We start from the raw sequence: 25,060 nt of genomic DNA on the forward strand, positions 1-25,060 counted from the left end.
CGCATCTTCCGCGCGCCTCATGAGCGCCTTACGACGGGACGGTCGTACGTCGATGAGCCCCCGCGCCGGGAACACCGGCCCCCACACCCTCGCGTTCGTCGAGAGCCCGGTACAGCTCCTGAACGTGCTGGAGTGGGCGCACGCGCACGCGCCCGACGTGGCGCTCACCCTCGTCGTGCTGTCCCCGACCGACCCCATGACCCGGGGCCAGCTGCGCCGGATGGCCGAACTGGCCCGCGAGGAGGGGCACGAGGTCCGCTGGGAGGAGGCCCGGGGCGGCCCCGCGGCCCCGTTCCAGACGATCGGCGGTCTCACGGCCAGGCTCCGGCGCGCCGACCGGATCGTCCTGGGCGACCCCTTCTCCCGCTACGTGCAGCTTCTGCTGACCATCACCCGGGCCCGTGACCTGGTCGTCGTCGACGACGGCACGGCGACGATGGAGTTCGTCGCGCAGCTCGCCCGGGGTGAGCGGCTGGTGCGCTGGCATCGCAAGGGCGGGCGGCCGGGTGCGCGCGACCTGATCTTCGCGCCGGTGTCCTCCAAGGCGCGGCGCCGGCTGACCCCGAGCGACAAGCGCCGTGTGACGGTGTTCTCCTCGATGCCGATGGACGAGACACCGCCCGGTGTCACCCTCCTCGCCAACGACTTCTCCTGGACCCGTTTCCGTTTCGGGCCGCCGCGGATCACCAAGGGCGCCGACATGGTGGGCACGTCGCTGGTGGAGACCGGTGTCGTGGACCCCGACCGCTACCTGGAGGCGGTGCGCAGCCTGGCCAAGGCTCACGGCGCCACGCGCTACTTCGCCCACCGCCGCGAGAGCACCGCGAAACTCCACCAGCTGGCCCTGGAGACGGGACTGGAGATCGTCCGCCCCGACCTCCCCCTGGAGCTGATCGCCCGCCGGGGCCCGGTGGGCCGCACGATCCTCAGCTTCCCCTCCACGGTCGTCCACACCCTCCCCCTGGCCCTGGTCGGCACGGAGGTCCGCGTAGCGGTCTGCGACATCGACCCCACCTGGCTGACGGAAAAGGCCTCCCCCCGAGCCCAGGGCTTCCTCTCAGGAGTCACAGGAACGGCCCGAGACGTAACCCGCCTACAAACCCTGACGACGACGGCCTGAACGCCGTACGGGGGCTGGATGTCGGGGGGCCTGGACGCTGGACGGGGCCTGGACGTCGGGCGGGGGCCTGGACGTCGGGCGTGGGCCCGAACCGCGGGCTGGAGCCGGGACCGGGGACGCCGGGCCGGGCATACCCCTCCCGGACAGTCGGGAGGCATGGCCTGACGGCGCCGAGCTGCGCCGCGGCCGCAGGCGGGCGGCGTGACGGAGCGTGGTGGGGGCGGATGCCGTTCCGCGGGCAGTCGGGGAAGTTGCTGATGGCTTCGGCCTGCCCATGGCCGCAGGCCCGTGGCGTGCTGGGCCGTGGTGGGCTGGATGCTGCTCCGCGGAGTCGGGAGACGTGGCCGGGCGGCGTCGGCCTGTGCCCCCGGGCCTCAGGCGGGCGGCGTGCTGGGCCGTGGTGGGCCGGGACACCGTTCCGGGGGCAGTCGGGAGGCATGGCCGACCTGCGCCCCGGGCCGCTGGCGGGCGGTGTGCCGGGGTGTGGTGGAGCTGGATCCCGCTCTGCGGGGAGCCGGGAGGTTTGGCCTCACGGCGTCGGCCTGTGCCCCCGGGCCGGAAACTGGCGGTGTGCCGGGATGCTGCTCCGCGGGAGTCGGGAGGCGTGGCCGGACAGCGTCGGCCTGTGCCTCCGGCCCTCAGGCGGGCGGTGTGCCTGGCCGTGGTGGGCTGGATGCTGCTCCTCGGGGAGTCGGACGGCCTCGGCCTGTGCCCCCGGGCTGCCGCTGGCGGGCGGTGTGCCGGGTTGTGGTGGGGTCGGATGCTGCTCCGCGGGCAGGCGGGGGAAGTGGCTGACGGCTTCGGCCTGTCCCCGGCCGCAGGCCCGTGGCGTGCCGGGCTGTGGTGGGCTGGATGCTGCTCCGCGGGAGTCGGGAGGCGTGGCCGGACAGCGTCGGCCTGTGCCTCCGGCCCTCAGGCGGGCGGTGTGCCTGGCCGTGGTGGGCTGGATGCTGCTCCTCGGGGAATCGGACGGCCTCGGCCTGTGCCCCCGGGCTGCCGCAGGCGGGCGGAGTGCCTGGCCGTGGTGGGCTGGATGCTGCTCCGCGAGGAGTCGGACGGCCTCGGCCTGTGCCCCCGGGCTGCCGCAGGCGGGCGGTGAGTCGGGCCGTGGTGGGCTGGATGCTGCCGCTGGCGGGTGGTGTGTCGGGCCGTGGTGGGGGCGGGGGCCGCTCCGTCGAGTGCGCTGGGGGGAGGCCGGTGGCTGGATGCTGCCCCCGCCCCGCCCCCCCCGCCCCCGGTCGTGGACCCCCCTTGGCCCTGTAGCCCGCCCTGCGGGCCCGAAAGGTGCCGGTCGGTCCGACGCGCCGAGGCTGTGCTCGTCGCGCCGGAGACAGCCGCTCCTGGGCATCACCGCACCCGTCAGGCCGTGCGTCGCCGGTTACCTGGCCCGCCTGTGCGCCGGCAGGACCAGCCGCGCCCTCCCGTCAGGCGTCTTTGTGGGCCAGTACGTAGGCGCGCGGGCGGGTTTCGTCGGGGGTCGGTTCGCGGACGGTCTGGGCGTCCAGGCGGAGGCCTGCCTTGGTCAGTTGTTCGGTGACCGTTTGCGGGGTGCGCCAGTAGTAGTCCAGGGAGATCCGCTGCTCGAAGCGCTCCGTGAGGTGGAGGCGGGTGTCCTCCTCGCCGGTCTGGAAGCCGAGCAGGACATGGCCGCCGGGGACCAGGACGCGGTGGAACTCGGCGAAGACGGTGGGAAGTTGGTCGTCCGGGACGTGGATGATCGAGTACAGGGCGAGTACCCCGCCCAGCGTCTCGTCCGGCAGGTCCAGCGCGGTCATCGAACCGACGTGGAACCGCAGCCCGGGATGCGCCTGACGGGCGAGAGCCACCATCCGGGGGGAGAGGTCCACGCCGAACACCGGCACCCCGAGGCCGTCCAGCCGGGCCGTGACATGCCCGGGCCCGCTGCCGACGTCGGCCACCGGCGCCGTACCCGAGGAGCGGACCAGTTCCGCGAAGGCGGTGACCAGCGCGAGATCCAGGGGTCTGTCCCCGAGCCAGTCGGAGAGCTGCTCGGCGTACGGACGGGCGATCGCGTCGTACGACGTCCTGGTGGCATGCAGGAAATCCGGGCTACCCGGTATCTCGGAGCTCACGGGCCCGCACCTTACAAGGACCCCGCGTCCGACAGGTGAACAGAACCGACTTGAGTCGACGGGGCGTGGTATGCGTAGAGAAACAAAAGGTTTACCCATCCCGAACCGCACCCATGCGTCGAGTGACCAGATTTTCTTCCCCTGACGGGTTGAAGTTTTGTTGATCGAGGTCGCCCGGCCGTCCCGGCGTCATAGCCTTTAGAGGGTGAAGCAACTGATGTCACTGGAGTCCGAAGCCGTCGCTCCCGGGGATGCAGAACTCCCCGGCACGCTGCCCGAGTCGCTGCGTGCCGAGCTCGTGGCCTTCCGCCGCGATCTGCACATGCACCCCGAACTGGGCAACCAGGAGTTCCGTACCACCGCCGCGATCAAGGCCCGTCTGGAGAAGGCGGGCCTGAAGCCGCGGGTGCTCACGTTGGGGACCGGGCTCATCTGTGACATCGGGGACTGGGACGGCGGCCGCCCCATGCTGGCCCTGCGCGCCGACATCGACGCCCTGCCCATCCCGGACATGAAGACCGAGTGCTCCTACCGCTCGACCGTGCCCGACCGCGCCCACGCCTGCGGTCACGACGTGCACACCACCGTCGTGCTCGGCGCCGGCCTCGTGCTCGCCGAGATGCACCGGCAGGGCAGGCTGCCGCGCCCGGTCCGGCTGCTGTTCCAGCCCGCCGAGGAGGTGCTGCCCGGCGGCGCCGCGGACGCGATCGAGTGCGGGGCGCTGGAGGGCGTGGGCCGGATCGTCGCCGTGCACTGCGACCCCCGGCTGGACGCCGGCCGCATCGGACTGCGCGACGGCGCCATCACCTCCGCCTGCGACCGCCTCGAGGTCGCGCTCGACGGCCCCGGCGGCCACACCGCCCGCCCGCACCTGACCACCGACCTGGTCACCGCCGCCGCCCGCGTCGTCACCGACGTGCCCGCGCTGGTCGGCCGCCGGGTCGACACCCGCGCCGGCCTCGCGATCACCTGGGGCCGCATCGAGTCCGGCCACGCCCCGAACGTGATCCCGCAGCACGCCGAGCTCTCCGGGACCGTCCGCTGCCTCGAGCTCGGCGCCTGGCGACAGGCCCCGGACCTGGTGGTCGCCGCCATCGACGAGGTCGCCAACCTGCACGGCGCCAAGTCGGAGATCAACTACGTCCGCGGTGTCCCGCCCGTCGTCAACGACCCGGACGTCACCGAACTGCTGCGCGAGGCCATGACCGCCCGCCGCGGCGCCCTCTCGGTCGAGGGCACCGAGCAGAGCCTGGGCGGCGAGGACTTCTCCTGGTACCTGGAGCAGGTCCCGGGCGCCATGGCCAGGCTCGGGGTGCGATCCCCCAGCGAGCGGACCGTACGTGATCTGCACCAGGGCGACTTCGACGCCGACGAGTCGGCCATCACCGTCGGTGTGGAGCTGTTCACGGCGGCGGCCCTGCTGGACGCGGCGGAGTGACCCGCAGGTGACACGACGGCCCCTTCGGGGGCCGTTGCGCTGTCCGGCGCAACATGGTTGTAAGCCAATCGTGCACTCTTCGAAATCACGGCGTGTGAGGGCCGAAGACCCGGAGTTCAGGCGGCGTTTGCCTCGAATCGATAACGGCTTCGGAAGAGGTCTTTTTCTGACATCTACGCGCGTTACGATGCCGCGAAGCCGACGCCGCAGGGGCGTCCGGGCCCGAGCACTGGCATGGTGCTCACATGAAGCGCCGACAAGGCGCTCAGGTCAGGTGAAGGAGCCTTCCCGTGCGCCGGGTAGCCAAGCTTTCCGCTGCGTGTATCGCCACCGCAGCTCTCGCACTGACTGCCACAGCCTGTGGCAGCACCTCGTCCGACAGCAACAGCAGCTCGTCCTCCGCCTCCTCCTCGGGGGGCGGCGGCAAGGGCATCAAGATCGGCCTCGCCTACGACGTCGGCGGCCGCGGTGACCGCTCCTTCAACGACTCCGCCGCGCGCGGTGCCGACAAGGCCGAGAAGGAGTTCGGCGGCTCCATCAAGGAGCTGACGGCGAAGACCTCCGACACCGAGGCCGACCGTGAGCAGCGCCTGACCGACCTGGCCAGCGCCGGCTACAACCCGATCGTGGCCGTCGGCTTCTCGTACGCCACCTCGGTCGACAAGGTCGCCAAGCAGTTCCCGAAGGTCAGCTTCGGTCTCATCGACTCGGTCGCGACCTCCCCGAACGTCGACAGCATCACCTTCACCGAGGAGCAGGGCTCCTACCTTGCCGGTGTGGCGGCGGCGCTGAAGACCAAGAAGGACCACGTCGGCTTCATCGGCGGCGTCGACACCCCGCTGATCAAGAAGTTCGCCGCGGGTTACGTCCAGGGCGTCAAGGACACCAACTCCAAGGTCAAGGTCGACGTCCAGTACCTGACCCACGGCTCGGACCTGTCCGGCTTCTCCAGCCCCGACAAGGGCAAGGAGGCCGCGTCCGGCATGCTCGACAACGGCGCCGACGTGATCTACGCCGCCGCCGGCTCCTCCGGCAACGGCTCGATCGAGGCCGTCCACGGAGTCAAGGGCGCCTGGGCGATCGGCGTGGACTCGGACCAGTACAACATCCCGGGTCTGGCCGCGTACAAGACCTCGATCCTCACCTCGATGGTCAAGAACGTGGACGTCGGTGTGTACGACTTCATCAAGTCCGTGCACGACGGCAAGCCGCTGACGGGCAACCAGATCTACTCCCTCGCCAAGGGCGGTGTCGGCCTGGCCACCAGCGGTGGCTACATCGACGACATCAAGGCCCAGCTGGACGCCGCGAAGAAGAAGATCGTCGACGGCACCGTCAAGGTCAAGACCAGCTGACCTGACGGTTCCCGCCGGAACCCGGGCTCGACGAGGGGGCCTCGACAGACCCCCTCGTCGAGCCATAACAATGTGTCAACTCTACGCGTGTAGCACGGAGTTGCCGCGCTAGCGTCGCCGACGCCTGCCCTCCCCCTCAGCCCCCTTTGTCCCCGAGGAGAGTGCGCCATCAACGCGTCCAGCCCTCCCGCTGCCGTCGAACTGCGCGGCATCACCAAGCGTTTCCCCGGTGTCGTGGCCAACAAGGACATCGACATCACCGTCCGCACGGGAACCGTCCACGCCCTGTGCGGTGAGAACGGCGCCGGCAAGTCCACCCTGATGAAGATCCTCTACGGCATGCAGCAGGCCGACGAGGGCACCATCACCGTGAACGGCGAGACCGTCGTCTTCCACAACCCCGCCGACGCCATCGCCCGCGGCATCGGCATGGTGCACCAGCACTTCATGCTCGCCGACAACCTCACCGTCCTGGAGAACGTCGTCCTCGGCGCGGAGAAGCTGTACGGCATCGGCGCCAAGGCCCGCGCCAAGATCAAGGAGCTCTCCGACGCGTACGGGCTCAACGTGCGCCCGGACGTCCTGCTGGAGGAGCTCGGCGTCGCCGACCGCCAGCGCGTGGAGATCCTCAAGGTCCTCTACCGCGGCGCCAAGACCCTCATCCTCGACGAGCCCACCGCCGTCCTCGTCCCGCAGGAGGTCGACGCCCTCTTCGACAACCTGCGCGAGCTCAAGGCCGAGGGCCTCACCGTCATCTTCATCTCCCACAAGCTCGGCGAAGTCCTGTCCGTGGCCGACGAGATCACCGTCATCCGCCGCGGCACCACCGTCGGCACGGTGAAGCCGGCCGGCACCACGACCAAGCAGCTCGCCGAGCTGATGGTCGGCAGCGAACTGCCCACGCCGGAGACCGAGGAGTCCACGGTCACCGACGTCCCGCTGCTGAAGGTGGACGGCCTGCGCCTGGCCCAGACCGACCTCGACGGCGTCGAGCGGATCATCCTCGACGACATCTCCTTCACCATCCACAAGGGCGAGGTCCTCGGCATCGCCGGCGTCGAGGGCAACGGCCAGTCGGAGCTGGTCGAGGCCATCATGGGCATCCGTGCCCTGAACTCCGGCACGATAGCCCTCGACGGCACCGACATCTCCCACGTCCCCACCCGCCACCGCCGCGAGGCCGGCGTCGGCTACATCCCCGAGGACCGCCACCGCCACGGCCTGCTCCTCGAGGCCCCGCTGTGGGAGAACCGCATCCTCGGCCACGTCACCGAGAAGCCCAACTCCCGCGGCCAGCTGCTCGACATCAGGGGCGCCCGCGGCGACACCGAGCGCATCATCGAGGCGTACGACGTCCGCACCCCCGGCATCGACGTCACCGCCGCCTCCCTCTCCGGCGGCAACCAGCAGAAGCTGATCGTCGGCCGCGAGATGAGCCACGAGCCCAAGCTGCTCATCGCGGCCCACCCCACCCGGGGTGTGGACGTCGGTGCGCAGGCGGCGATCTGGGACCACATCCGCGAAGCCCGCCGCGAGGGCCTGGCGGTGCTGCTGATCTCCGCCGACCTGGACGAGCTCATCGGCCTGTCCGACACCCTGCGGGTGATGTACCGCGGCCGACTGGTCGCCGACGCCGACCCCGCCACCATCACCCCCGAGGAGCTGGGCTCCGCCATGACGGGTGCGGCCACCGGCCACCTGGAGCACACAGAGGACGACGCCCGATGAACAAGCTGACCCAACGCATCGACAAGGAGCGGCTGCTCCTCGCCATCGCGGCCCCGCTGCTCGCGATCGTCGCCGCGCTCGTCGTCACCACCCTGGTGATCCTCGCCACCGGCAAGAACCCGTTCGACGCCTTCAGCGACATGGTGACCTACGGCACCGCCAGCGACAGCCAGGTCTACATCCTCAACAAGGCGACGACGTACTACCTGGCCGGTGTCGCGGTGGCCATCGGCTTCCGCATGAACCTGTTCAACATCGGCGTCGACGGCCAGTACCGCATCGCCGCGTTCTTCGCCGCCGTCCTCGGCGGCGCGCTGACCACGCCCGGCTGGATCTCCATCCCGCTGATCATCCTGTGCGCGATGGGCACCGGCGCCGTGTGGGCGGGCATCGCGGGCGTGCTGAAGGTGACCCGGGGCGTCAGCGAGGTCATCTCGACGATCATGCTCAACGCGATCGCCACCGCGATCATCGCCTACCTGCTGCAGCCCGGGAAGCTCGCCGAGCTCCAGGCCGGCGGCACCGTCGTCTCCACCAAGCCGCTGCGCTCGTCCTCGTACTTCTTCCAGATCAACACCGGCCCGGCGGGCGAGCTGTGGGGCTTCATCTTCATCGCGGTGGCTGTCGGCGTCGCGTACTGGTTCGTGCTCGGCCGCACCCGGTTCGGCTTCGACCTGCGCACCGTCGGCCAGTCCGAGAGCGCCGCCGCCGCGAGCGGTGTGTCCGTGAAGAAGATGATCGCGACCAGCATGCTCATCTCCGGCGCGATCGCCGGCCTCATCGGCATGCCGACCCTGCTCAACGACAGCCACCAGTTCAGCAACGACTTCCCGACCGGCATCGGCTTCACCGGCATCGCCATCGCCCTGCTCGGCCGCAACAACCCGGTCGGCATCGCGCTGGGCGCCCTGCTGTGGGGCTTCCTGGAGCGCACCACCAACCACCTGGAGTTCCAGGGTTACGACAAGGAGATCCTCGGCGTCATCCAGGGCGTGATCGTCCTGTGCGTCGTGATCGCCTACGAGGTCGTACGACGTTACGGCCTCAAGCGCCAGCAGCAGCGGGTCGGCGCGGAGCTCGCCGCCCAGGCCGCCGCCCCGACCGAGAAGCAGGAGGTGGCGTGATGACTGCCACGATGACCGACACGCCGCCGCCCGCGGCCCCCAAGACGGACACCGAACGCACCCGCTCGGGCCGTCCGCTCGGCCAGATCCTCATGATCGTCGCCGGCGCCCTGCTGCTCGTCGCCGCGGTCCGCGTCATCACCGGGGCGAACCAGCTCACCTCCGACGGACAGGTCAGCGCCGCGCTGAGCCTCGCCGTCCCGATCGGCCTCGCCGGTCTCGCGGGCCTGTGGTCCGAGCGCTCCGGCGTGGTCAACATCGGCCTCGAGGGCATGATGATCCTCGGCACCTTCGGCGCCGGCTGGATCGGCTGGCAGTCCAGCCCCTGGCTCGGCCTGCTGTGCGGTGTCGGCTTCGGTGTCCTCGGCGGACTGCTGCACGCCGTCGCCACCGTCACCTTCGGCGTGGACCACATCGTCTCCGGTGTCGCGATCAACCTGCTCGCGCTGGGCACCACCCAGTACCTCGCCAAGCTGTTCTTCACCAACGGCAAGGCGGCCGACGCGGGCGGCAACCCCAAGCAGTCCCCGCCGGTGGACTCGCTGCCCAACTTCGACATCCCGGGCCTGTCCGACGCCCTGCAGTCCCTCGAGAAGCACCACTGGTTCCTGATCTCCGACATCGCCGGCATCCTCGGCGGTCTGGTGACCAACCTGTCCGTGATCACGATCCTCGCCTTCGCGCTGTTCATCGCCAGCTGGTGGCTGCTGTGGCGCACGCCGTTCGGTCTGCGGCTGCGCTCCTGCGGCGAGAACCCGATCGCGGCGGAGTCCCTCGGCGTCAACGTCTACAAGTACAAGTACGCGGCCGTCGCCGTCTCCGGCGGCCTGGCCGGCCTCGGCGGCGCCTTCCTCGCGCTGGTCACCTCGCACATCTACCTCGAGAACCAGACCGGCGGCCGCGGCTACATCGGTCTCGCCGCCATGATCTTCGGCAACTGGCGGCCCGGCGGACTCGCCATGGGTGCGGGCCTGTTCGGTTACTCCGACGCGCTGCAGCTGCGCAACGGCGGCCAGACCGTGCACGCGCTGCTGCTCCTGCTGGTCGTGCTCCTCGTGGCGATGGCGGGCTGGAAGATGTACAAGAAGGCCCACTGGCAGGGCGGCATCAGCCTCTTCGTGGGCGCGCTCGTCCTGCTCTGGTACCTGGTCACCGACGAGGTCCCGAGCGACTTCGTCGGCGCCACGCCGTACGTCGTCACCCTCCTGGTGCTGTCGCTGTCCGCGCAGCGCCTGAGGATGCCGAAGGCCGACGGCATGCGCTACCGCAAGGGCCAGGGCAAGTGAGCCGGCCGGCCGCCGTCGACTGGGAGGCGTTGCGCGAGCTGGCCCGCGAGGCCATGACGCACGCCTACGCCCCTTACTCCGACTACCCGGTCGGCGTCGCCGCCCTGGTCGACGACGGCCGCACGGTCTCCGGCTGCAACGTCGAGAACGCCAGCTACGGCCTCGGCCTGTGCGCCGAGTGCGGGCTGGTCTCGGAGCTGCAGCGCACCGGCGGCGGCCGGCTGACGCACTTCACGTGCGTCGACGGCCGGGGCGAGATCCTGGTCCCGTGCGGCCGCTGCCGTCAGCTGCTGTACGAGTTCGGGGGCCCCGAGCTGCTCCTGGAGACCCCGGCGGGCATCCTCCCGCTCTCCGAGATGCTGCCCCAGGCCTTCGGCCCGGACCATCTCACCAAGTAACTCCCGTACGGCCCCTCCGACCTCAGCCGAGCGGAGGGGCCGCACACTTCCTGAACCACGGAAGGACCGCACGCCATGACCGTCCTGTTGGCGGATGCCATCTCCGTCATCCGCACCAAGCGCGACCGCGGCGAACTCAGCGACGAGCAGATCGACTGGGTCATCGACGCGTACACCCGCGGGGAGGTCGCCGACGAGCAGATGTCCGCGCTCGCCATGGCGATCCTCCTCAACGGCATGAACCGCCGTGAGATCGCCCGCTGGACGGCCGCGATGATCGCCTCCGGCGAGCGCATGGACTTCGCCTCCCTGTCCCGCCCGACGGCCGACAAGCACTCCACGGGCGGCGTCGGCGACAAGATCACCCTGCCGCTGGCCCCCCTGGTCGCCGCGTGCGGCGCCGCCGTCCCGCAGCTCTCCGGCCGCGGCCTCGGCCACACCGGCGGCACCCTGGACAAGCTGGAGTCGATCCCGGGCTGGCGCGCACTGCTGTCCAACGAGGAGATGCTGCACGTCCTCGACACCACCGGCGCGGTGATCTGCGCGGCGGGCGACGGCCTGGCCCCCGCCGACAAGAAGCTCTACGCCCTGCGGGACGTCACCGGCACGGTCGAGGCGATCCCGCTGATCGCCTCCTCCATCATGTCCAAGAAGATCGCGGAGGGCACGGGCTCCCTGGTCCTGGACGTGAAGGTGGGCACGGGCGCCTTCATGAAGACGCTGGACGACGCCCGCGAACTGGCCTCCACGATGGTGGGCCTCGGCACCGACCACGGCGTGAAGACGGTCGCCCTCCTCACCGACATGTCCACCCCGCTGGGCCTGACCGCGGGCAACGCGTTGGAGGTCCGCGAGTCGCTGGAGGTCCTGGCGGGCGGCGGCCCGGCCGACGTGGTGGAACTGACCCTCGCCCTGGCCCGCGAAATGCTGGACGCGGCCGGGGTGAAGGACGCGGACCCGGCGAAGGCCCTGGCCGACGGCTCGGCGATGGACGTCTGGCGCCGCATGATCGCGGCCCAGGGCGGCGACCCGGACGCGGAGCTGCCGGTGGCCCGTGAGCAGCACGTCATCAAGGCCCCGTCCTCGGGTGTCCTGACCCGCCTCGACGCCTACGACATCGGCGTCGCCGCCTGGCGCCTCGGCGCGGGCCGCGCCCGCAAGGAGGACCCGGTGCAGGCGGGCGCGGGCGTCGAACTCCACGCCAAGCCCGGCGACCCGGTGACCGAGGGCCAGCCCCTCCTCACCCTCCACACGGACACCCCCGAGCGCTTCGAGTACGCGCTCCAGGCAGTGGAGGGCTCGTACGACATCGGGGCGACGGGGACGGCCTTCTCGGCGTCCCCGGTGGTGCTGGAACGCATCGCCTGACCAGCGACTTTCCCTTTCGGGTGAACGGGATCGGTGGACCGCCACCGGTCCCGTTCGGCATGCTGGGATCGGTGACGACCGATTGGAGACCGCCATGAGCGCACTCGCCGCCGAGCCCGGCTCCCCTGGGGAGACGGACTGGGACGAGCTCGTCCGTGTCCGGGAGGAGACGGACGCTCCCGAGGGCAGCAAGGTGGAGATCATCGAAGGGATCCTCACCGTGTCGTCTCCGCCTTCCGAAGAGCACAACGACACTGCTGAGCTGCTTCACGAACTCCTGTACGGCGCACGGCCTCCCGGCTGCGACTGGGGGATCTATCAGACGCTCGGGTTGTCGTGTCCGGAGACGGGCGGCCTCTTCATGCCCGACCTGTGCGTGGTGCCGAGAGCCGCTCTGCGCCGCAGCACGCGCGTGCACGCGGGGGAGGCCGAACTCGTCGTCGAGGTCACCTCCAAGAGCAACGCGAACCACGACCGCATCAAGAAGGCGCACGGATACGCCGTCGCGGGCGTACCGCTCTACCTCCTCCTGGACGCCTGGCAGTCGGGGCGGCCCACGGCGACGCTCTACGGAGAACCGCAGAGCGGCACCTACCGAGTCCTCACCTCGGTGGAATACGGCGAGGAGCTGACGCTGCCCGCACCTTTCAAGCTGGTCCTGGACACCGGCATCTTCCCGCTGAACTGAGGAATCTCAGCCCAACAGCGCTGCCACGACCACCAGCACCGGCACCGACAGCACCGTCGACAGCAGGATCGAGTCGCGGGCCAGGCCCTCGGCCACCCGGTAGCGGCTCGCGTACGTGTACAGGTTCTGGGCGGCCGGGAGTGCCGATGTAACCACCACGTCGAGGAGTTGGTGGCCCCGGAGGCCGAAGACGGCTGTCGCCAGGGCCCAGGCCGCGGTTGGTTGGCCCACGGACTTCAGGGCGACGGACAGGAAGACGGGGCCTCTGTCGGCGCCCCGGCCCGGCATCGTGCTGCCGCACAGGGAGATGCCGAATGCCAGCAGGACCGCCGGGACCGACATGTTGCCGATCAGGGTGATCGGGTCCATGAAAGGGGCCGGGACCTGCACGCCGAGCGCCGACACCGCGACGCCTGCCAGCGAGCCCACCGCGATGGGGTTGCGCAGGGGCGTCAGCAGGCGCAGCCACAGCGGGCCCTTCTCGCCCTTGCCGGACAGGTCGAGGATCGTCAGGGCGACCGGGGTGACCCCGATGAGCTGGAAGAGCAGGACCGGCGCGACCAGCGAGGCGTCACCGAGGACGTACACCGCGATCGGGATGCCGAGGTTGCCCGAGTTGACGTAACTGGAGCACAGCGCGCCGATGGTGGTGCGGCCCACGCCCCAGTCCCGTGCGGCACCCACCGCGACGAAGACGCCCGCCGCCGCGGCCGTGCTCATCGCCGTCACCAGCAGCCGGCTGGAGAAGACCACCGACAGGTCGGCCCGGGCGAGCGTGGTGAAGAGCAGGGCGGGGGAGGCCACATGGAAGGCGAGCTTGGTCAGCACCTCCCGGCCGTGTTCGCCGAGATGCCCCTGCCTGCCGATGACGTACCCCACCCCGATGACGACCGCGATCACCGCGAATCCCGTCAGCACGCCCTGCACAGGGCCTCCTCGTCGGGCACGAGGACGTCGGGTATCCGGGGCGGTGCTGGTCGGTGGCGCATACAGGCAACCCTCCGGGGCGGGAGGGCGGACGGTCAATGTGATTCCGACCGGCGGGATGCGGGCCGAGGCCCCGCGGACACGCCTCGTGGGCGGTGCGCTCCGATGAGTTCCGCCCGCCCGCCCGGTCTACCGATCGTGGACGCCATGACACCCGCCGTACTCGTACTGCCCGGCCCCGTCACCCGTGACGAGGTGGCGGGGCTGTGCGACGACGTGCGGGCGCTGCTGGAGGCCGGCGGGGCGGGAGTGGTCGTGGTCGACGTCGCCGGCATCGGGCCGCCGGGCCTGGCCGCCGTGGACCTGCTGGCCCGGCTCCAGCTGGCCGCCCGGCGGGCCGGCGGACGGATCCGGCTGCGGGACCCGGCGCCCTCCCTACACGCCCTGCTCGACCTGGTCGGGCTCCGCATCGAGGTGGAGGGGCAGCCCGAACAGCGGGAACCACCGCTTGGTGTCGAGGAAGAAGTGGAACCCGGTGAGCCGGCCGTCTGAGATCTCCAGCACCTGCACCGCCCAGGGCGCGTAACCGCCCGCCTCCGGGTCCGGCTTGTACTGGGCGAACCCGGGCAGGCCGTTGACCCGGACCGGCACCAGTCGCGAGCCCTCGCAGGCGGAGCCGAGCGTGGTCATGAAGCCCGTGATGTCGTCGTGGCCGGTCAGCCACAGGTCGAACGGCGGCATCGTCATGACGGCGTCCTCGTGCAGCAGGGCCGTCAGAGCGGTCATGTCGTAGCCCTCGAAGGCCGCCACATACCGCTCCAGGAGTTTCTGCTGTTCCTCGTCGAGCGGGTCGGAGACGGCCGCCGAGGCCGCCTTGTCGCCCTGCTCCCGCTCGGCGAGGGTGGCCCGGGCCCGCTGCAGCGCGCTGTTGACCGAGGCGACCGAGGTGTCGAGCAGCTCCGCGACCTCGCTCGCCTTCCAGGCCAGCACCTCGCGCAGGATCAGCACGGCGCGCTGCTTGGCGGGCAGCTGCTGCAGCGCCGCCATGAAGGCCAGCCGCACGGACTCCTTGGCGACGGCCGCCTCCGCGGGGTCGTCGGTCGTGGGCAGCACGCGGTTGTCCGGCATCGGCTCGAGCCAGGTGTTGTCCGGGCGGGGGGAGAGGGCGGCCTGGGCGAGCGGGGTCGACTCGCTGAGGTCCATCGGGCGGGCGCGCTTGTTGCCGGCGGTCAGCATGTCGAGACAGACGTTGGTCGCGATGCGGTAGAGCCAGGAACGCAGACTGGAGCGGCCCTCGAACTTCTCGTAGCTCCGCCAGGCGCGGACCATGGTGTCCTGCACCGCGTCCTCGGCCTCGAACGAGGAGCCGAGCATGCGGTAGCAGTACCCGGTCAGCTCGACGCGGTGTTTCTCCAGCTTGAGGTCCAGGTCCGCCGTCGCGGTCGCCGCCGTGCTCTCGCCCATCGTCCACCCACCCCTGTGGCCGTTCTGTGTCGCGCCTTTGCGCCCAGCACTTCGGAAGCTACCGCAGGGCACTGACAATGGCGTGTCGAGCGGGGAAAGGTGCAGGTCACAGGGGGTGGGCGGAACGGGGCTACGCCGTGATCGGGCGGCGCGCGGCGACCCTCGCCGCCCGCGTGCCGAACACCGTGATCGTCACGACCCCCAGGACCGCCAGCAGCCCGACGCCGACCGTCCCGGCCCAGCCCCCGGTGTGGAAGGCCGTCGCCCCCACCGTGCTGCCCGCGCTGGAGCCGACGTAGTACGCCGACTGGTACAGCGCCGACGCCTGCGCGCGGCCGGTCGTGGCCGTCTTGCTCACGGCCGAGGAGGCGACCGCGTGGCCCGCGAAGAAGCCCGCCGTGATCAGCACCAGGCCCAGCAGGACCAGTGGCAGCGAGGGCGCCAGGGACACCAGCAGCCCCGTGGCGGTCGTACCGCCCGCCAGGTACAGGGCCCCGCGGCGGCCCAGCCGGTCCACCAGCCGTCCGGCCGTCGACGCCGAGACCGTGCCGACCAGGTACACCAGGAAGATCGACCCGATGATGCCCTGGGGGAGCGAGAAGGGGGCCTCGGTCAGGCGGTAGCCGATGACGGTGTAGACCCCGCCGAACACCGTCATGAACAGCGCGCCGATCGCGTACAGCCGGCGCAGCAGCGGGTCGGAGAGGTGGTCGCGGACCGTCCGGGCCAGGACACGCGGCCGCAGCGATCCGGCGACGAAGTGGGTCGGCGCCGGCAGCAGCATCCGGAAGGCGGCTGCGCAGACGACGGCGATCACCCCGATGACGCCCACCGCGACCCGCCAGCCCCACTCCTGCGCGACCCAGCCGGTGACGACCCGGCCGCTCATCCCGCCGACGCTGTTGCCGGCCACGAACAGCCCGATCGCCGTGACCAGGGCCTTCGGTCGGACCTCCTCGGCGAGGTAGGCGGTCGCGGACGCCGGAAGCCCGGCCAGCGCGGCGCCCTGCAGGCCCCGCAGCACCACCAGCACGCCCAGCGACGGAGCGAACGGCACCAGCAGGCCCACGGTCACCGCCACCGCGAGCGAGGCCGTCATCACCGTACGGCGCCCGAACCGCTCCGACAGCGCGCTCATCGGCAGCACGAACAGCGCCAGTCCGCCCGTGGCCGCCGCCACCGTCCAGCTCGCCTCGCTCGCCGCCACCCCGAACTCACCGGAGATCAGCGGCAGCAGGGCCTGCGTGGAGTACAGCAGCGCGAAGGTCGCGACCCCCGCGAGGAACAGCGCGAAACTCATCCGGCGGTAGCCGGGCCCACCCGGGGCCATACGGGAGTCGACGACAGGGACGGACATGGTGGCGTCCACGGCGGTGGACGCCCCGGTACTGGCGGGAGACATGCCTCGAAGCTACGTACACCCCCGCTCATCCGTCCAATGCACGGAATCGCCATAATCGTTCCCATGGTGCATCAACCGAGCTCACAGGCCCGCCTGTCCCCGACCGGTGACACACAAGACACGACGGACATGGCGATGCTGCTCGCCCCGCGCCTCGCCCACTTCGCCGGCGTCGCCCGCACCGAGCACGTCACCCGCGCCGCCCAGGAACTCCAGGTCCCGCAGTCGACGCTCTCCCGCGCGATGGTCCGCCTCGAACAGGACCTCGGCGTCGACCTGTTCGCCCGCCACGGCCGCACCCTCTCCCTCACCCCGGCCGGGCGCACCTTCCTCACCTCCGTCGAGCGCGCCCTCGCCGAGATCGAACGCGCCGCCGACGAGGTCCGCGCCGACGCCGACCCCGCCACCGGCAAGGTCGCCTTCGGGTTCCTGCACACCATGGGCGCGGAAACCGTCCCCGGGCTCATCCAGGCCTTCCGCGTCGACCATCCCCGCGTCCGCTTCAGCCTCGTCCAGAACTACGGCGAGGCCATGCTGGAGAAACTCCGCGCCGGCGAGCTGGACCTCTGCCTGACCTCGCCCGTCCCGGACGCCCCCGACCTCGTCGCCCGCCGCCTCGACGAACAGAAACTCCGTCTGGTCGTCCCCGCCGACCACCGCCTCGCCGCCCGCAGACGCGTCCGCCTCGCGGAAGCGGCCGACGAGACCTTTGTGACCCTGGAACCGGGGTACGGCCTGCGCCGCATCACGGACGACCTGTGCAAGGAGGCCGGCTTCAAGCCCCGGATCGCCTTCGAGGGAGAAGAGGCGGAGACCCTCAGGGGCCTGGTCGCGGCGGGCCTGGGCGTCGCGCTGCTGCCTCCACCGGCCTTCCCCCGTCCCGGCGTCGTGGAGCTGACCGTCACCTCCCCGCGCGCGGCCCGCGAGATCGGTGTGGCCTGGCTCGACGGCCACCCGGACACACCCCCGGTGGCGGCCTTCAAGAAGTTCCTGCTGTCCAGGAGGGGCGGCCTGCTCCCCGCCTAGCCCACCGGCCCGACGGTCGGCTCACCGGCGCAATGATCAGCTCACCGGCGCAACGATTTTCCGAACCCGACGGCCAGCGGCATCCGCAGCCCCAACGGCGGCGGAGCCGCCAGCGCGTCCTGGACGGGCCGCGACACCACGCCTCCGAACAGCGCGCCCATCACGAAGTCCTCGGCGAGCGCCTGCACTTCCGCCCGGTACTGGTGCAACCCGTGTCCGTCGGAGTGCACTTCGAACCGGCACACGTCCCGGTTCGCCTTCTTCGCCCGGGCCGCCAGGCGGAAGGACAGCTCGGGGTCGCACACGTCGTCGTTGGTGCCGTGCACGATCAGCACCCGCCGCCCGACGAGCTGTTTCACCGGTTCGGGGGAGGCCGCCATGTCGTCCTCGGGGAGCCAAGGCGCGATCGCCACCACGGAGTTGACGGCCTCGTGCCCGCCCGCCCTGAGCGCGGCCCGGCCGCCCATGTCGAGGCCGACGAGGCAGACGGGGACGTCGCCGTAGCGCCGTATCACCTCGTCGGCGGCCCAGGAGGCGTCCTGGGCCAGGTGCGCCTCGCTGCCGTTCCACCCCCGGTACCGGTAGTGGACGACATGCGCGGCCAGGCCCTGCTCCCGTCCCGCGCGGGACAGCCGGCGGCCCAGCGCCCGTACGGATGCCGTGGCGAGCATGGGGGACGGTCTGCGGCCGGACTCCTCGTCGCCGCCGGGGAGCAGCAGCACCACTCCGCTCACCGCCGTCGGCTCCGGGCCGAGCGCCCTCCCCAGCCGGGCCCGTGGAACCGGCGTCGCTTGGTGTGCCATGACAGAACAGTGTCAGAAGGACGGGTGTACGCGACCCGTCCCTGCGGTCACCGTTACGTATCGACGCAGCTGTACACCGCGCTGTCTACGCGCGTAGGAGGTACAGTGCGGAAATGACGAGCCAGACCATCTCGAACACCCCGACGCCGGACCAGATCCGCCGGGCGCCGAAGGTTCTGCTGCACGACCACCTCGACGGCGGCCTCCGCCCGGGGACGATCGTCGAACTCGCCCGCGACACGGGCTACTCACGTCTCCCCGAGACCGACCCCGGCCGACTCGGCGTCTGGTTCCGCGAGGCCGCCGACTCCGGGTCCCTGGAGCGGTACCTGGAGACCTTCTCCCACACCGTCGGTGTGATGCAGACCCGGGACGCCCTGGTCCGGGTCGCCCGCGAGTGCGCCGAGGACCTCGCCGAGGACGGGGTCGTCTACGCGGAGGTGCGCTACGCGCCCGAACAGCACCTCGAAGGCGGGCTCAGCCTCGAAGAGGTCGTCGAGGCCGTCAACGAGGGCTTCCGGGAAGGGGAGCGGATCGCCCGGGCGAACGGTCACCGTATCCGCATCGGCGCCCTGCTCACCGCGATGCGGCACGCAGCCCGTGCCCTGGAGATCGCCGAACTGGCCAACCGCTACCGGGATCTCGGCGTCGTCGGCTTCGACATCGCGGGCGCGGAGGCCGGTTACCCGCCCACCCGGCACCTCGACGCCTTCGAGTACCTCAAGCGCGAGAACAACCACTTCACCATCCACGCCGGCGAGGCCTTCGGGCTGCCGTCCATCTGGCAGGCCCTGCAGTGGTGCGGCGCCGACCGGCTCGGACACGGGGTGCGCATCATCGACGACATCCAGGTGCACGCCGACGGCACGGTGAAGCTCGGCCGGCTCGCGTCCTACGTACGGGACAAGCGCATCCCCCTCGAGATGTGCCCCAGCTCCAACCTCCAGACCGGCGCCGCCGCCTCCTACGCCGAGCACCCGATCGGGCTGCTGAGGCGTCTGCACTTCCGGGCGACCGTGAACACGGACAACAGGCTGATGTCCAACACCAGCATGAGCCGGGAATTCGAGCACCTTGTCGAAGCATTCGGTTACACGCTCGACGACATGCAGTGGTTCTCCGTCAATGCGATGAAATCAGCGTTCATTCCTTTCGATGAACGACTGGCGATGATCAATGACGTCGTCAAGCCCGGATATGCCGAGCTCAAGTCCGAATGGCTGTTCCAGCAAACGGCTTCCACCAGCGGTTCTGCGGACTTCGAGGGCTGATCGGGGGACAGCGGGGTGCAGGGAATGCGGGCGGGTGTTCACAACCCGTCCGCATTTCGATGTTTGCGGCGGGCGGGTCGGCATGTTTACGGTCATGGACCGCTCGCATTCCCCGTCATCCCATTTCGAGGACGCATTTCATGAAGCAGTCTGCTGCCAAGACCCTCGGTGTCGCCGCTCTCGGTGCCGCCTTCGCCGCCGTCGGTGCCGGCGCCGCGAACGCCGCCCCCGCGCTCCCGGACACCTCCGGGGCGCTGGACACCGTCACCAAGACGCTCCCGGCGGAGAACGTCTCCAAGGCGCTGCCGGGTGCCGGCGAGGCGGTGAGCCAGGCGCAGCCCGCGCTCGCCACGGGTCTGGCCGCCGTGCAGCCGGCCGTGCAGCGTGTGCTCGCGGACGGGCCGACCGCGCCCGTCGCCGGACTGCTCGGCGGGCTCCCCCTGGGCCAGACCGGCCTGCCCACCCACGGCCTGCCGGTGAACGGCCTCCCGCTCGGCTGAACCGCCCCCCGGACACGCCGACGGGGCGCACCTCCTGGACACGGGGTGCGCCCCGTCGGCGTACGCGGTCCGGGACTACCAGGCGGTGCGGGCCGCCTTACCCTCCGAGGGCAGCAGGATCCACAGCGCTATGTAGAGCAGGAACTGCGGGCCCGGCAGCAGACACGACAGCAGGAAGATCACCCGCATCGTGGTCGCGGAGGTACCGAAGCGACGGGCCAGACCGGCGCACACTCCGCCGATCATGCGGCCGTTGGTGGGGCGGACGAGGGCGGACATGTGCGGCTCCTTCGTGAGCGTCGTTCCGAGGGGCCCGTGCGGCCTCCCCGACTGCCTCCAACGCTACGTACCCGAAGCTCGCAAAACGTCACACTACGGAGCCATCCCGACCCTGGGAAACGTCGGGGTCGGACCCTGAGCAGCTTCCTCCTGACGGAGGGCCGCCCGCTCCCGCCGCTCGGACCTGCGACGGAGCCGGGCGCGGGAGGCGGGGACGACGGCGAGGTGGGCGAGGGCCACCCCCACCGTGTTGAGCAGCAGCGAGTCGATGTCCGGGACCCGGCCCGGCACACCCGTCTGCAGGATCAGGATGCCCAGCGAGACCAGGGCGCCCGCGGCCACCGTACGGACCAGGGAGGCGAGCGGGGAGGCGTCGAGCCTGCCATGGGTCATCGGCAGCAGGACCCCGAGCGGGGCGAGCAGGGCGACGCCCTCGGCGATGCGGTGGGCCGCCTCCGGCCACCCCAGCGTCAGGTCGGCCCGGATGCCGGCCAGGGGGCGCAGATTGGGCGGCTGCACCCAGGGCACATCCAGCGGACGCAGCGTGAGCCAGGCGACGAGCGCGAGGTGTGCGACGAGGAGGACACCTCCCGTCACACGGATGCGGATCGCGGCGCTGCCGCCGATGGAGCCTTGACGCTGCACGCCACCCAAGACGCGGCGCCCGGCACGATCGGTTCCGGGTCCGCCGACGTACCTGTACGAGGCCTGTGCCACACCCGCATTCCAGACCCGGTTCACCCGGCGCGGGAGCCTCGCCGGCCTCAGCCGCCCGTGACCTCGCTGGACGGTGGTGTCTCGCTGCCCGGCCGGGAGCGGAGGTCGTCGGTGCAGGCGTAGCGGCGCGGCGGCTCCTTGCCGGGACCGCCCAGGATGACCGAGCCGTCGCCCTCGGCGGCGGCCGAGTCGGAGAACGTGCACACCAGCTGGGCCAGCGCGTAGGAGGTCAGGTCGCGGGGCTCGGTGCTCAGCCGCAGGGCGTCGTCGGGATCGCCGGGGCGCGGCCCGCCGACGGTCATACCGCCCCGTACGTCCGTCGTGTACCCGGCCTCCTTCTCGGCCGCGGACGGCGTCGCCGCGAGCTGGTCGAGCAGCCCCTGCGCCACCAGCACCCGCCGCCGCGAGTCCGCCGTGCCGTCCGGGACGCGCACCGCCCGGTCGACGGCCACCAGCGAGGAGCCGCACAGCAGGAACACCTGCACCGGCAGCCCGCGCGAGGCCTGCGCGGTGACGTCCGGCCCGGCCAGCGAGCACAGCACCCGCGAGGGCGCCGCGCCGAAGTCGGTGGGCACCTGGGTGGAGCGGATGCCGCACCCGGTGAGCACCACACCCAGCAGGGACAGCGCCGTCAGCCGGCGTACGTTCCTCACGCCTCCCCCTTCTTCACGTCGCCCTCGGCGGCTTCCTGCGCCAGCGCCGAGGCGTCGCGCGGCAGCCGCAGCGTGAACACCGCGCCGCCATCGGGCGAGTTGGCGGCGGTGATCTCGCCGCCGTGGATATGCGCGTTCTCCAGCGCGATGGACAGACCGAGGCCGCTGCCGTCGGAGCGGGGCCGGGAGGCGCTCGCCTTGTAGAACCGGTCGAAGACGTGCGGCAGGACGTCCTCGGGGATGCCGGGCCCGTGGTCCCGTACGGCGATCACCACGTGGTCGTCCGCCGTCCGCACCGACACCCGCACCGGGGAGCCGCCGTGCTTGAGGGCGTTGCCGATCAGGTTGGCGAGGATGACGTCGAGCCGGCGCGGGTCCAGCCGGGCGTGGATGCCGCGCTCGGCGTCCAGGTCGACCGCGTCCAGCCAGGCGCGCGCGTCGATGCACGCGGTGATCTGGTCGGCCACGTCCACGTCGTCCAGCACCAGCCGGGCCGTACCCGCGTCGAAGCGGGTGACCTCCATGAGGTTCTCGACGAGGTCGTTGAGCCGCCGGGTCTCGCTGACGACGAGCCGCACGGCCGGCTCGATCATCGGATCGATCGACCCGGACTCCGCCTCCAGCTCCTCCTCCAGGATCTCCGTCACCGCCGTGATGGCGGTGAGCGGAGTACGCAGCTCGTGGCTCATGTCGGCGACGAACCGCCGGGACGCATCGTCCCGCGCGGCCATGTCGTCCACCCGCTTCTCCAGCGCCTCGGCCGCGTCGTTGAACGTCCGTGACAGATCGGCGAGTTCATCGGTCCCGGACACCCTCAGCCGGGTGTCCAGCCTGCCCTCGCCGAGCCGGCGCGCGGCGACCCCCAGCCGCTGCACGGGCTTGAGCACCGTCGAGGCGGCGGCCTGCGCGAGCAGCGCGGAGCCGACCAGCGCGAGACCGGTGGCGATGCCCAGCGACCAGGCGAGCGAGTTGAGGTCCTTGGCCTCCGGCTCCAGCGACTTCAGCATGTAGCCGGTCGGCCCGCCGTCGATCATCCGCGTGCCGGCCACCAGATAGGGCGTGCCGTGGTCGACGACCCGCTGCCAGTACAGGTGGTACGCGTACTTGTTGCCGGAGTCGACCTGCTGCCGCTTGTTCACCGCCGCGCGCAGCGACGCGGGCACGTCCTGCAGCGAGAAGCCGTCCAGGGCGCCCGAACTGCCGTACACCGTGCGGCCGTCGGAGTCCTGGGCGACGAGCAGCACGCTGAAGCGCTGGCTGCTGTTCGCCATCTGGCCGGCGGTGTGCTGCAGTTCGTCCTGCGTGGGATGCGGGGGCAGGGTGCCGGCCCGGGTCTGCATCGCCTGCCGGAAGTCGCCGAGCACGGCGTCCTGGGTACGGGTGAGCACGGCCTCGCGGTTGAGCCAGTACGCGATGCCGGACGCGGAGACGGCGGCGGTGAGCGCGACCAGCCCGAACACGACGACCAGCCTCAGCCGCAGGCTGGTGAACCGCAGTCGTGACAGATGTCCCTTGCGAGTCGCGGCCCAGCCGCGAACCCCCCCTTGCGCTGGTGTCACTGAGGCGTGTCCAGCCGGTAGCCCACGCCCCGCACGGTACGGATCAGCGTCGGGGACGAGGGGACGTCCTCGACCTTGGCGCGCAGCCGCTGGACACACGCGTCCACCAGCCGGGAGTCGCCGAGGTAGTCGTGCTCCCACACCAGCCGCAGCAACTGCTGGCGGGAGAGCGCCTGACCGGGCCGCCTGCTGAGCTCCAGCAGCAGCCGCAGCTCGGTCGGGGTGAGCTGCAGGTCCTCGCCGTTCTTCGTCACGGTCATGGCCGCGCGGTCGATGACGAGGCTGCCGAAGGTCGCCGCGTCGTTCGCCTCCCGCTCGCCGCGCCGCAGCACGGCCCGGATCCGGGCGTCGAGCACCCGTCCCTGCACGGGTTTGACGACATAGTCGTCGGCGCCGGACTCCAGCCCGACGACCACGTCGATGTCGTCGCTGCGCGCGGTCAGCAGAATGATCGGCAACTGGTCCGTGCGCCGGATGCGCCGGCACACCTCGAACCCGTCGATGCCGGGCAGCATCACGTCCAGCACGATCAGGTCCGGCCGCTGCTCGCGCAGCAGTTTCAGGCCGTCCTCACCGGTGGCAGCGGTGGCCACACGGTGTCCCTGGCGCGTCAGTGAGAGCTCCAGGGCCGTGCGGATGGCGTCGTCGTCCTCGATCAGCAACAGGGAAGGCACGGGGGTCATTCTGGCCCATGGCGGGGTGGTGTTTCGACTCCTGATACACACCTGTACGGCTGCGTGCCCGTACCGCTCTTCTCTGTGACCGGACTGTGCGTCCGCTGCGACCGACCCCTGTGACAGGTCTGTGACAGTCGGCGGACACGGCCATGAAGGTGCGAGGGCAAGCTTCTCGGCACAGGCAAACAAGCACCGCACAGACACACCGCCTGAGCAAGCAGAACACCGGAAGTCCACGACGGGGGGCGCGAGATGAACACGCTGCACAGCACCAGCAATAGCGCAGTGATCACGCGCCTGCACGACGTGAACGGGGGCCGGGGTTCGAAGGAGTCCGGCGCCGTGAGCGGGCGGGGGTGCGCTCGCGGCGCCGGGCGTCAGCACACCGCGTACATGACGGTGGTTGACGGTTGCACGGGGGAACCGCACGGGGGAAGCGCGTACGGGGAGGACACGGGGGAGCGTCGTTCGCTGTCGGAGGCGGAGTTCACCGCCTACGTCCAGGAGCGCCGCGCCTCCCTGTACGCCACCGCCTATCACCTCACCGGTGACCGCTTCGAGGCCGAGGACCTGCTGCAGAGCGCGCTGTTCTCGACCTACCGGGCGTGGGACCGGATCAGCGACAAGGCCGCGGTCGGGGGCTACCTCCGCCGCACCATGACGAACCTGCACATCAGCGCGTGGCGCCGCCGCAAGCTGAACGAGTACCCGACCGAGGAACTGCCGGAGACGCCCGGCGACACGGACGCGATGCGCGGCACCGAACTGCGCGCGGTCCTGTGGCAGGCGCTGGCCCGGCTGCCCGAACTCCAGCGGACGATGCTGGTCCTGCGCTACTACGAGGGCCGCACCGACCCGGAGATCGCGGAGATACTCGACATCAGTGTCGGCACGGTGAAGTCCAGCATCTGGCGGTCGCTCCGCCGGCTGCGCGAGGACGAGGTCCTCAGCTTCGGCCGTGACGAGGAGAACGCCTTCGGGGAGCTCGTCGCCTGAGGGTCGGGGGGAAGCAAGTCACGGGGGAGCGGTAACCGGGGGGACCCACGGGGGAAACGGGGGTCACGGGGGACCAACGGGGGTTGGACCCACGGGGGGGTGCCTCTATGTCCTTCGTCAAGGCACCCCTGCTGGGTTTGGGGTGATTCGGTCTTGTTGGGGTTATGCGGCGAGCTCGACGTCCGCGG

General features: G+C 71.1%; 24 protein-coding genes. 14 read left to right on the plus strand and 10 right to left on the minus strand.

Annotation, left to right across the window (positions count from 1 at the left end):
* Positions 1-52: 52 nt before the first annotated feature.
* Positions 53-1,120: a hypothetical protein gene (locus ABZZ74_RS08275; RefSeq protein WP_356762512.1), complete on the plus strand. Its 1,068-nt coding sequence runs from the start codon at positions 53-55 to the stop codon at positions 1,118-1,120.
* A 1,424-nt stretch (positions 1,121-2,544) separates the two neighbouring features.
* Here the strand turns inward: ABZZ74_RS08275 and ABZZ74_RS08280 are convergent.
* On the minus strand, positions 2,545-3,213 hold the full coding sequence (locus ABZZ74_RS08280) for a methyltransferase domain-containing protein (protein WP_356762483.1): 669 nt from the start codon (positions 3,211-3,213) through the stop codon (positions 2,545-2,547).
* 217 nt (positions 3,214-3,430) lie between these two features.
* Here ABZZ74_RS08280 and ABZZ74_RS08285 point away from each other — a divergent pair, with 217 nt between their 5' ends.
* The 8 genes from ABZZ74_RS08285 to ABZZ74_RS08320 all read left to right on the plus strand — a co-directional run bounded on the left by ABZZ74_RS08285 (position 3,431) and on the right by ABZZ74_RS08320 (position 12,598).
* Positions 3,431-4,651 carry a M20 family metallopeptidase gene (locus ABZZ74_RS08285; RefSeq protein ID WP_356762513.1) on the plus strand — a complete coding sequence of 407 codons (1,221 nt, stop codon included), beginning with the start codon at positions 3,431-3,433 and terminating at the stop codon, positions 4,649-4,651.
* Positions 4,652-4,941: 290 nt separating this feature from the next.
* Complete coding sequence (locus ABZZ74_RS08290; RefSeq protein ID WP_356762484.1) at positions 4,942-6,006, plus strand: BMP family ABC transporter substrate-binding protein; 1,065 nt, start codon at positions 4,942-4,944, stop codon at positions 6,004-6,006.
* Between the two features lie 234 nt (positions 6,007-6,240).
* Entirely contained in the window at positions 6,241-7,734 is a 1,494-nt protein-coding gene (locus ABZZ74_RS08295) for an ABC transporter ATP-binding protein (RefSeq protein WP_208782070.1), read from the plus strand.
* Positions 7,731-8,858 (plus strand): ABC transporter permease, encoded by a 1,128-nt coding sequence (locus tag ABZZ74_RS08300; RefSeq protein ID WP_356762485.1) that lies wholly within the window; start codon positions 7,731-7,733, stop codon positions 8,856-8,858. Before ABZZ74_RS08295 ends, ABZZ74_RS08300 begins: the two co-directional genes overlap by 4 nt.
* Entirely contained in the window at positions 8,858-10,144 is a 1,287-nt protein-coding gene (locus ABZZ74_RS08305) for an ABC transporter permease (protein WP_356762486.1), read from the plus strand. The genes ABZZ74_RS08300 and ABZZ74_RS08305 overlap by 1 nt, the downstream gene beginning before the upstream one ends.
* Positions 10,141-10,542, plus strand: coding sequence for a cytidine deaminase (locus ABZZ74_RS08310; protein WP_133049961.1), 402 nt, complete (start codon positions 10,141-10,143; stop codon positions 10,540-10,542). The genes ABZZ74_RS08305 and ABZZ74_RS08310 overlap by 4 nt, the downstream gene beginning before the upstream one ends.
* An 84-nt stretch (positions 10,543-10,626) precedes the next feature.
* Complete coding sequence (locus ABZZ74_RS08315) at positions 10,627-11,910, plus strand: thymidine phosphorylase (protein ID WP_356762514.1); 1,284 nt, start codon at positions 10,627-10,629, stop codon at positions 11,908-11,910.
* Between the two features lie 94 nt (positions 11,911-12,004).
* On the plus strand, positions 12,005-12,598 hold the full coding sequence (locus ABZZ74_RS08320; RefSeq protein ID WP_356762487.1) for a Uma2 family endonuclease: 594 nt from the start codon (positions 12,005-12,007) through the stop codon (positions 12,596-12,598).
* A 6-nt stretch (positions 12,599-12,604) separates the two neighbouring features.
* Here the strand turns inward: ABZZ74_RS08320 and ABZZ74_RS08325 are convergent, their stop codons facing one another.
* Positions 12,605-13,525, minus strand: coding sequence for an AEC family transporter (locus tag ABZZ74_RS08325; protein ID WP_356762488.1), 921 nt, complete (start codon positions 13,523-13,525; stop codon positions 12,605-12,607).
* Between the two features lie 165 nt (positions 13,526-13,690).
* Here ABZZ74_RS08325 and ABZZ74_RS08330 point away from each other — a divergent pair, with 165 nt between their 5' ends.
* On the plus strand, positions 13,691-14,077 hold the full coding sequence (locus tag ABZZ74_RS08330) for an STAS domain-containing protein (protein WP_356762489.1): 387 nt from the start codon (positions 13,691-13,693) through the stop codon (positions 14,075-14,077).
* Here ABZZ74_RS08330 and ABZZ74_RS08335 read toward each other — a convergent pair.
* Both ABZZ74_RS08335 and ABZZ74_RS08340 read right to left on the minus strand, forming a co-directional pair.
* Positions 13,961-14,989, minus strand: a complete 1,029-nt coding sequence (locus ABZZ74_RS08335; RefSeq protein ID WP_356762490.1) for a sigma-70 family RNA polymerase sigma factor — start codon at positions 14,987-14,989, stop codon at positions 13,961-13,963. The genes ABZZ74_RS08330 and ABZZ74_RS08335 overlap by 117 nt on opposite strands.
* A 130-nt stretch (positions 14,990-15,119) precedes the next feature.
* Complete coding sequence (locus tag ABZZ74_RS08340) at positions 15,120-16,391, minus strand: MFS transporter (protein ID WP_356762491.1); 1,272 nt, start codon at positions 16,389-16,391, stop codon at positions 15,120-15,122.
* A gap of 63 nt (positions 16,392-16,454) precedes the next feature.
* Here ABZZ74_RS08340 and ABZZ74_RS08345 point away from each other — a divergent pair, with 63 nt between their 5' ends.
* Complete coding sequence (locus ABZZ74_RS08345; protein WP_356762492.1) at positions 16,455-17,417, plus strand: LysR family transcriptional regulator; 963 nt, start codon at positions 16,455-16,457, stop codon at positions 17,415-17,417.
* Between the two features lie 41 nt (positions 17,418-17,458).
* Here the strand turns inward: ABZZ74_RS08345 and ABZZ74_RS08350 are convergent, their stop codons facing one another.
* Positions 17,459-18,220: an alpha/beta hydrolase gene (locus ABZZ74_RS08350; protein ID WP_356762493.1), complete on the minus strand. Its 762-nt coding sequence runs from the start codon at positions 18,218-18,220 to the stop codon at positions 17,459-17,461.
* A 113-nt stretch (positions 18,221-18,333) separates the two neighbouring features.
* Between ABZZ74_RS08350 and ABZZ74_RS08355 the strand changes: the two genes are divergently transcribed.
* Positions 18,334-19,491 (plus strand): adenosine deaminase, encoded by a 1,158-nt coding sequence (locus ABZZ74_RS08355; protein WP_356762494.1) that lies wholly within the window; start codon positions 18,334-18,336, stop codon positions 19,489-19,491.
* Between the two features lie 140 nt (positions 19,492-19,631).
* The gene (locus ABZZ74_RS08360; protein ID WP_356762496.1) at positions 19,632-19,991 is read left to right on the plus strand and encodes an ATP-binding protein; all 360 of its coding nucleotides are present in this window, start codon (positions 19,632-19,634) and stop codon (positions 19,989-19,991) included.
* A 75-nt stretch (positions 19,992-20,066) separates the two neighbouring features.
* On the opposite strand, the gene ABZZ74_RS08365 is transcribed toward ABZZ74_RS08360, so the two are convergent.
* From ABZZ74_RS08365 to afsQ1, 5 genes are all read right to left on the minus strand, one after another.
* Positions 20,067-20,270: a PspC domain-containing protein gene (locus ABZZ74_RS08365; protein ID WP_133049972.1), complete on the minus strand. Its 204-nt coding sequence runs from the start codon at positions 20,268-20,270 to the stop codon at positions 20,067-20,069.
* Positions 20,271-20,363: 93 nt separating this feature from the next.
* Positions 20,364-20,915, minus strand: a complete 552-nt coding sequence (locus ABZZ74_RS08370; protein ID WP_356762497.1) for a VanZ family protein — start codon at positions 20,913-20,915, stop codon at positions 20,364-20,366.
* Between the two features lie 119 nt (positions 20,916-21,034).
* Positions 21,035-21,640 carry a hypothetical protein gene (locus tag ABZZ74_RS08375; RefSeq protein WP_356762498.1) on the minus strand — a complete coding sequence of 202 codons (606 nt, stop codon included), beginning with the start codon at positions 21,638-21,640 and terminating at the stop codon, positions 21,035-21,037.
* Complete coding sequence (locus ABZZ74_RS08380) at positions 21,637-23,199, minus strand: HAMP domain-containing sensor histidine kinase (RefSeq protein WP_356762499.1); 1,563 nt, start codon at positions 23,197-23,199, stop codon at positions 21,637-21,639. The genes ABZZ74_RS08375 and ABZZ74_RS08380 overlap by 4 nt, the downstream gene beginning before the upstream one ends.
* Positions 23,196-23,873, minus strand: coding sequence for a two-component system response regulator AfsQ1 (gene afsQ1 / locus ABZZ74_RS08385; protein ID WP_013001223.1), 678 nt, complete (start codon positions 23,871-23,873; stop codon positions 23,196-23,198). The genes ABZZ74_RS08380 and afsQ1 overlap by 4 nt, the downstream gene beginning before the upstream one ends.
* A 255-nt stretch (positions 23,874-24,128) precedes the next feature.
* On the opposite strand from afsQ1, the gene ABZZ74_RS08390 reads away from it, so the two are divergent.
* Entirely contained in the window at positions 24,129-24,872 is a 744-nt protein-coding gene (locus tag ABZZ74_RS08390; protein ID WP_208782054.1) for a SigE family RNA polymerase sigma factor, read from the plus strand.
* Positions 24,873-25,060 lie beyond the last annotated feature (188 nt).

This window comes from Streptomyces sp. NPDC006476, assembly GCF_040612015.1.
Classification (GTDB): domain Bacteria; phylum Actinomycetota; class Actinomycetes; order Streptomycetales; family Streptomycetaceae; genus Streptomyces; species Streptomyces griseorubiginosus_B.

What these genes read in the sequence shown, in the direction of transcription:
- ABZZ74_RS08345 (WP_356762492.1), top strand. Translation starts at nt 16,455, where the DNA reads ATGGTGCATCAACCGAGCTCACAGGCCCGCCTGTCCCCGACCGGTGAC.
- ABZZ74_RS08390 (WP_208782054.1), top strand. Translation starts at nt 24,129, where the DNA reads ATGAACACGCTGCACAGCACCAGCAATAGCGCAGTGATCACGCGCCTG.
- ABZZ74_RS08320 (WP_356762487.1), top strand. Translation starts at nt 12,005, where the DNA reads ATGAGCGCACTCGCCGCCGAGCCCGGCTCCCCTGGGGAGACGGACTGG.
- ABZZ74_RS08340 (WP_356762491.1), bottom strand. Translation starts at nt 16,391, where the DNA reads ATGTCTCCCGCCAGTACCGGGGCGTCCACCGCCGTGGACGCCACCATG.
- ABZZ74_RS08355 (WP_356762494.1), top strand. Translation starts at nt 18,334, where the DNA reads ATGACGAGCCAGACCATCTCGAACACCCCGACGCCGGACCAGATCCGC.
- ABZZ74_RS08365 (WP_133049972.1), bottom strand. Translation starts at nt 20,270, where the DNA reads ATGTCCGCCCTCGTCCGCCCCACCAACGGCCGCATGATCGGCGGAGTG.
- ABZZ74_RS08360 (WP_356762496.1), top strand. Translation starts at nt 19,632, where the DNA reads ATGAAGCAGTCTGCTGCCAAGACCCTCGGTGTCGCCGCTCTCGGTGCC.
- ABZZ74_RS08335 (WP_356762490.1), bottom strand. Translation starts at nt 14,989, where the DNA reads ATGGGCGAGAGCACGGCGGCGACCGCGACGGCGGACCTGGACCTCAAG.
- ABZZ74_RS08305 (WP_356762486.1), top strand. Translation starts at nt 8,858, where the DNA reads ATGACTGCCACGATGACCGACACGCCGCCGCCCGCGGCCCCCAAGACG.
- ABZZ74_RS08300 (WP_356762485.1), top strand. Translation starts at nt 7,731, where the DNA reads ATGAACAAGCTGACCCAACGCATCGACAAGGAGCGGCTGCTCCTCGCC.
- ABZZ74_RS08330 (WP_356762489.1), top strand. Translation starts at nt 13,691, where the DNA reads ATGAGTTCCGCCCGCCCGCCCGGTCTACCGATCGTGGACGCCATGACA.
- ABZZ74_RS08275 (WP_356762512.1), top strand. Translation starts at nt 53, where the DNA reads ATGAGCCCCCGCGCCGGGAACACCGGCCCCCACACCCTCGCGTTCGTC.
- ABZZ74_RS08350 (WP_356762493.1), bottom strand. Translation starts at nt 18,220, where the DNA reads ATGGCACACCAAGCGACGCCGGTTCCACGGGCCCGGCTGGGGAGGGCG.
- ABZZ74_RS08285 (WP_356762513.1), top strand. Translation starts at nt 3,431, where the DNA reads ATGTCACTGGAGTCCGAAGCCGTCGCTCCCGGGGATGCAGAACTCCCC.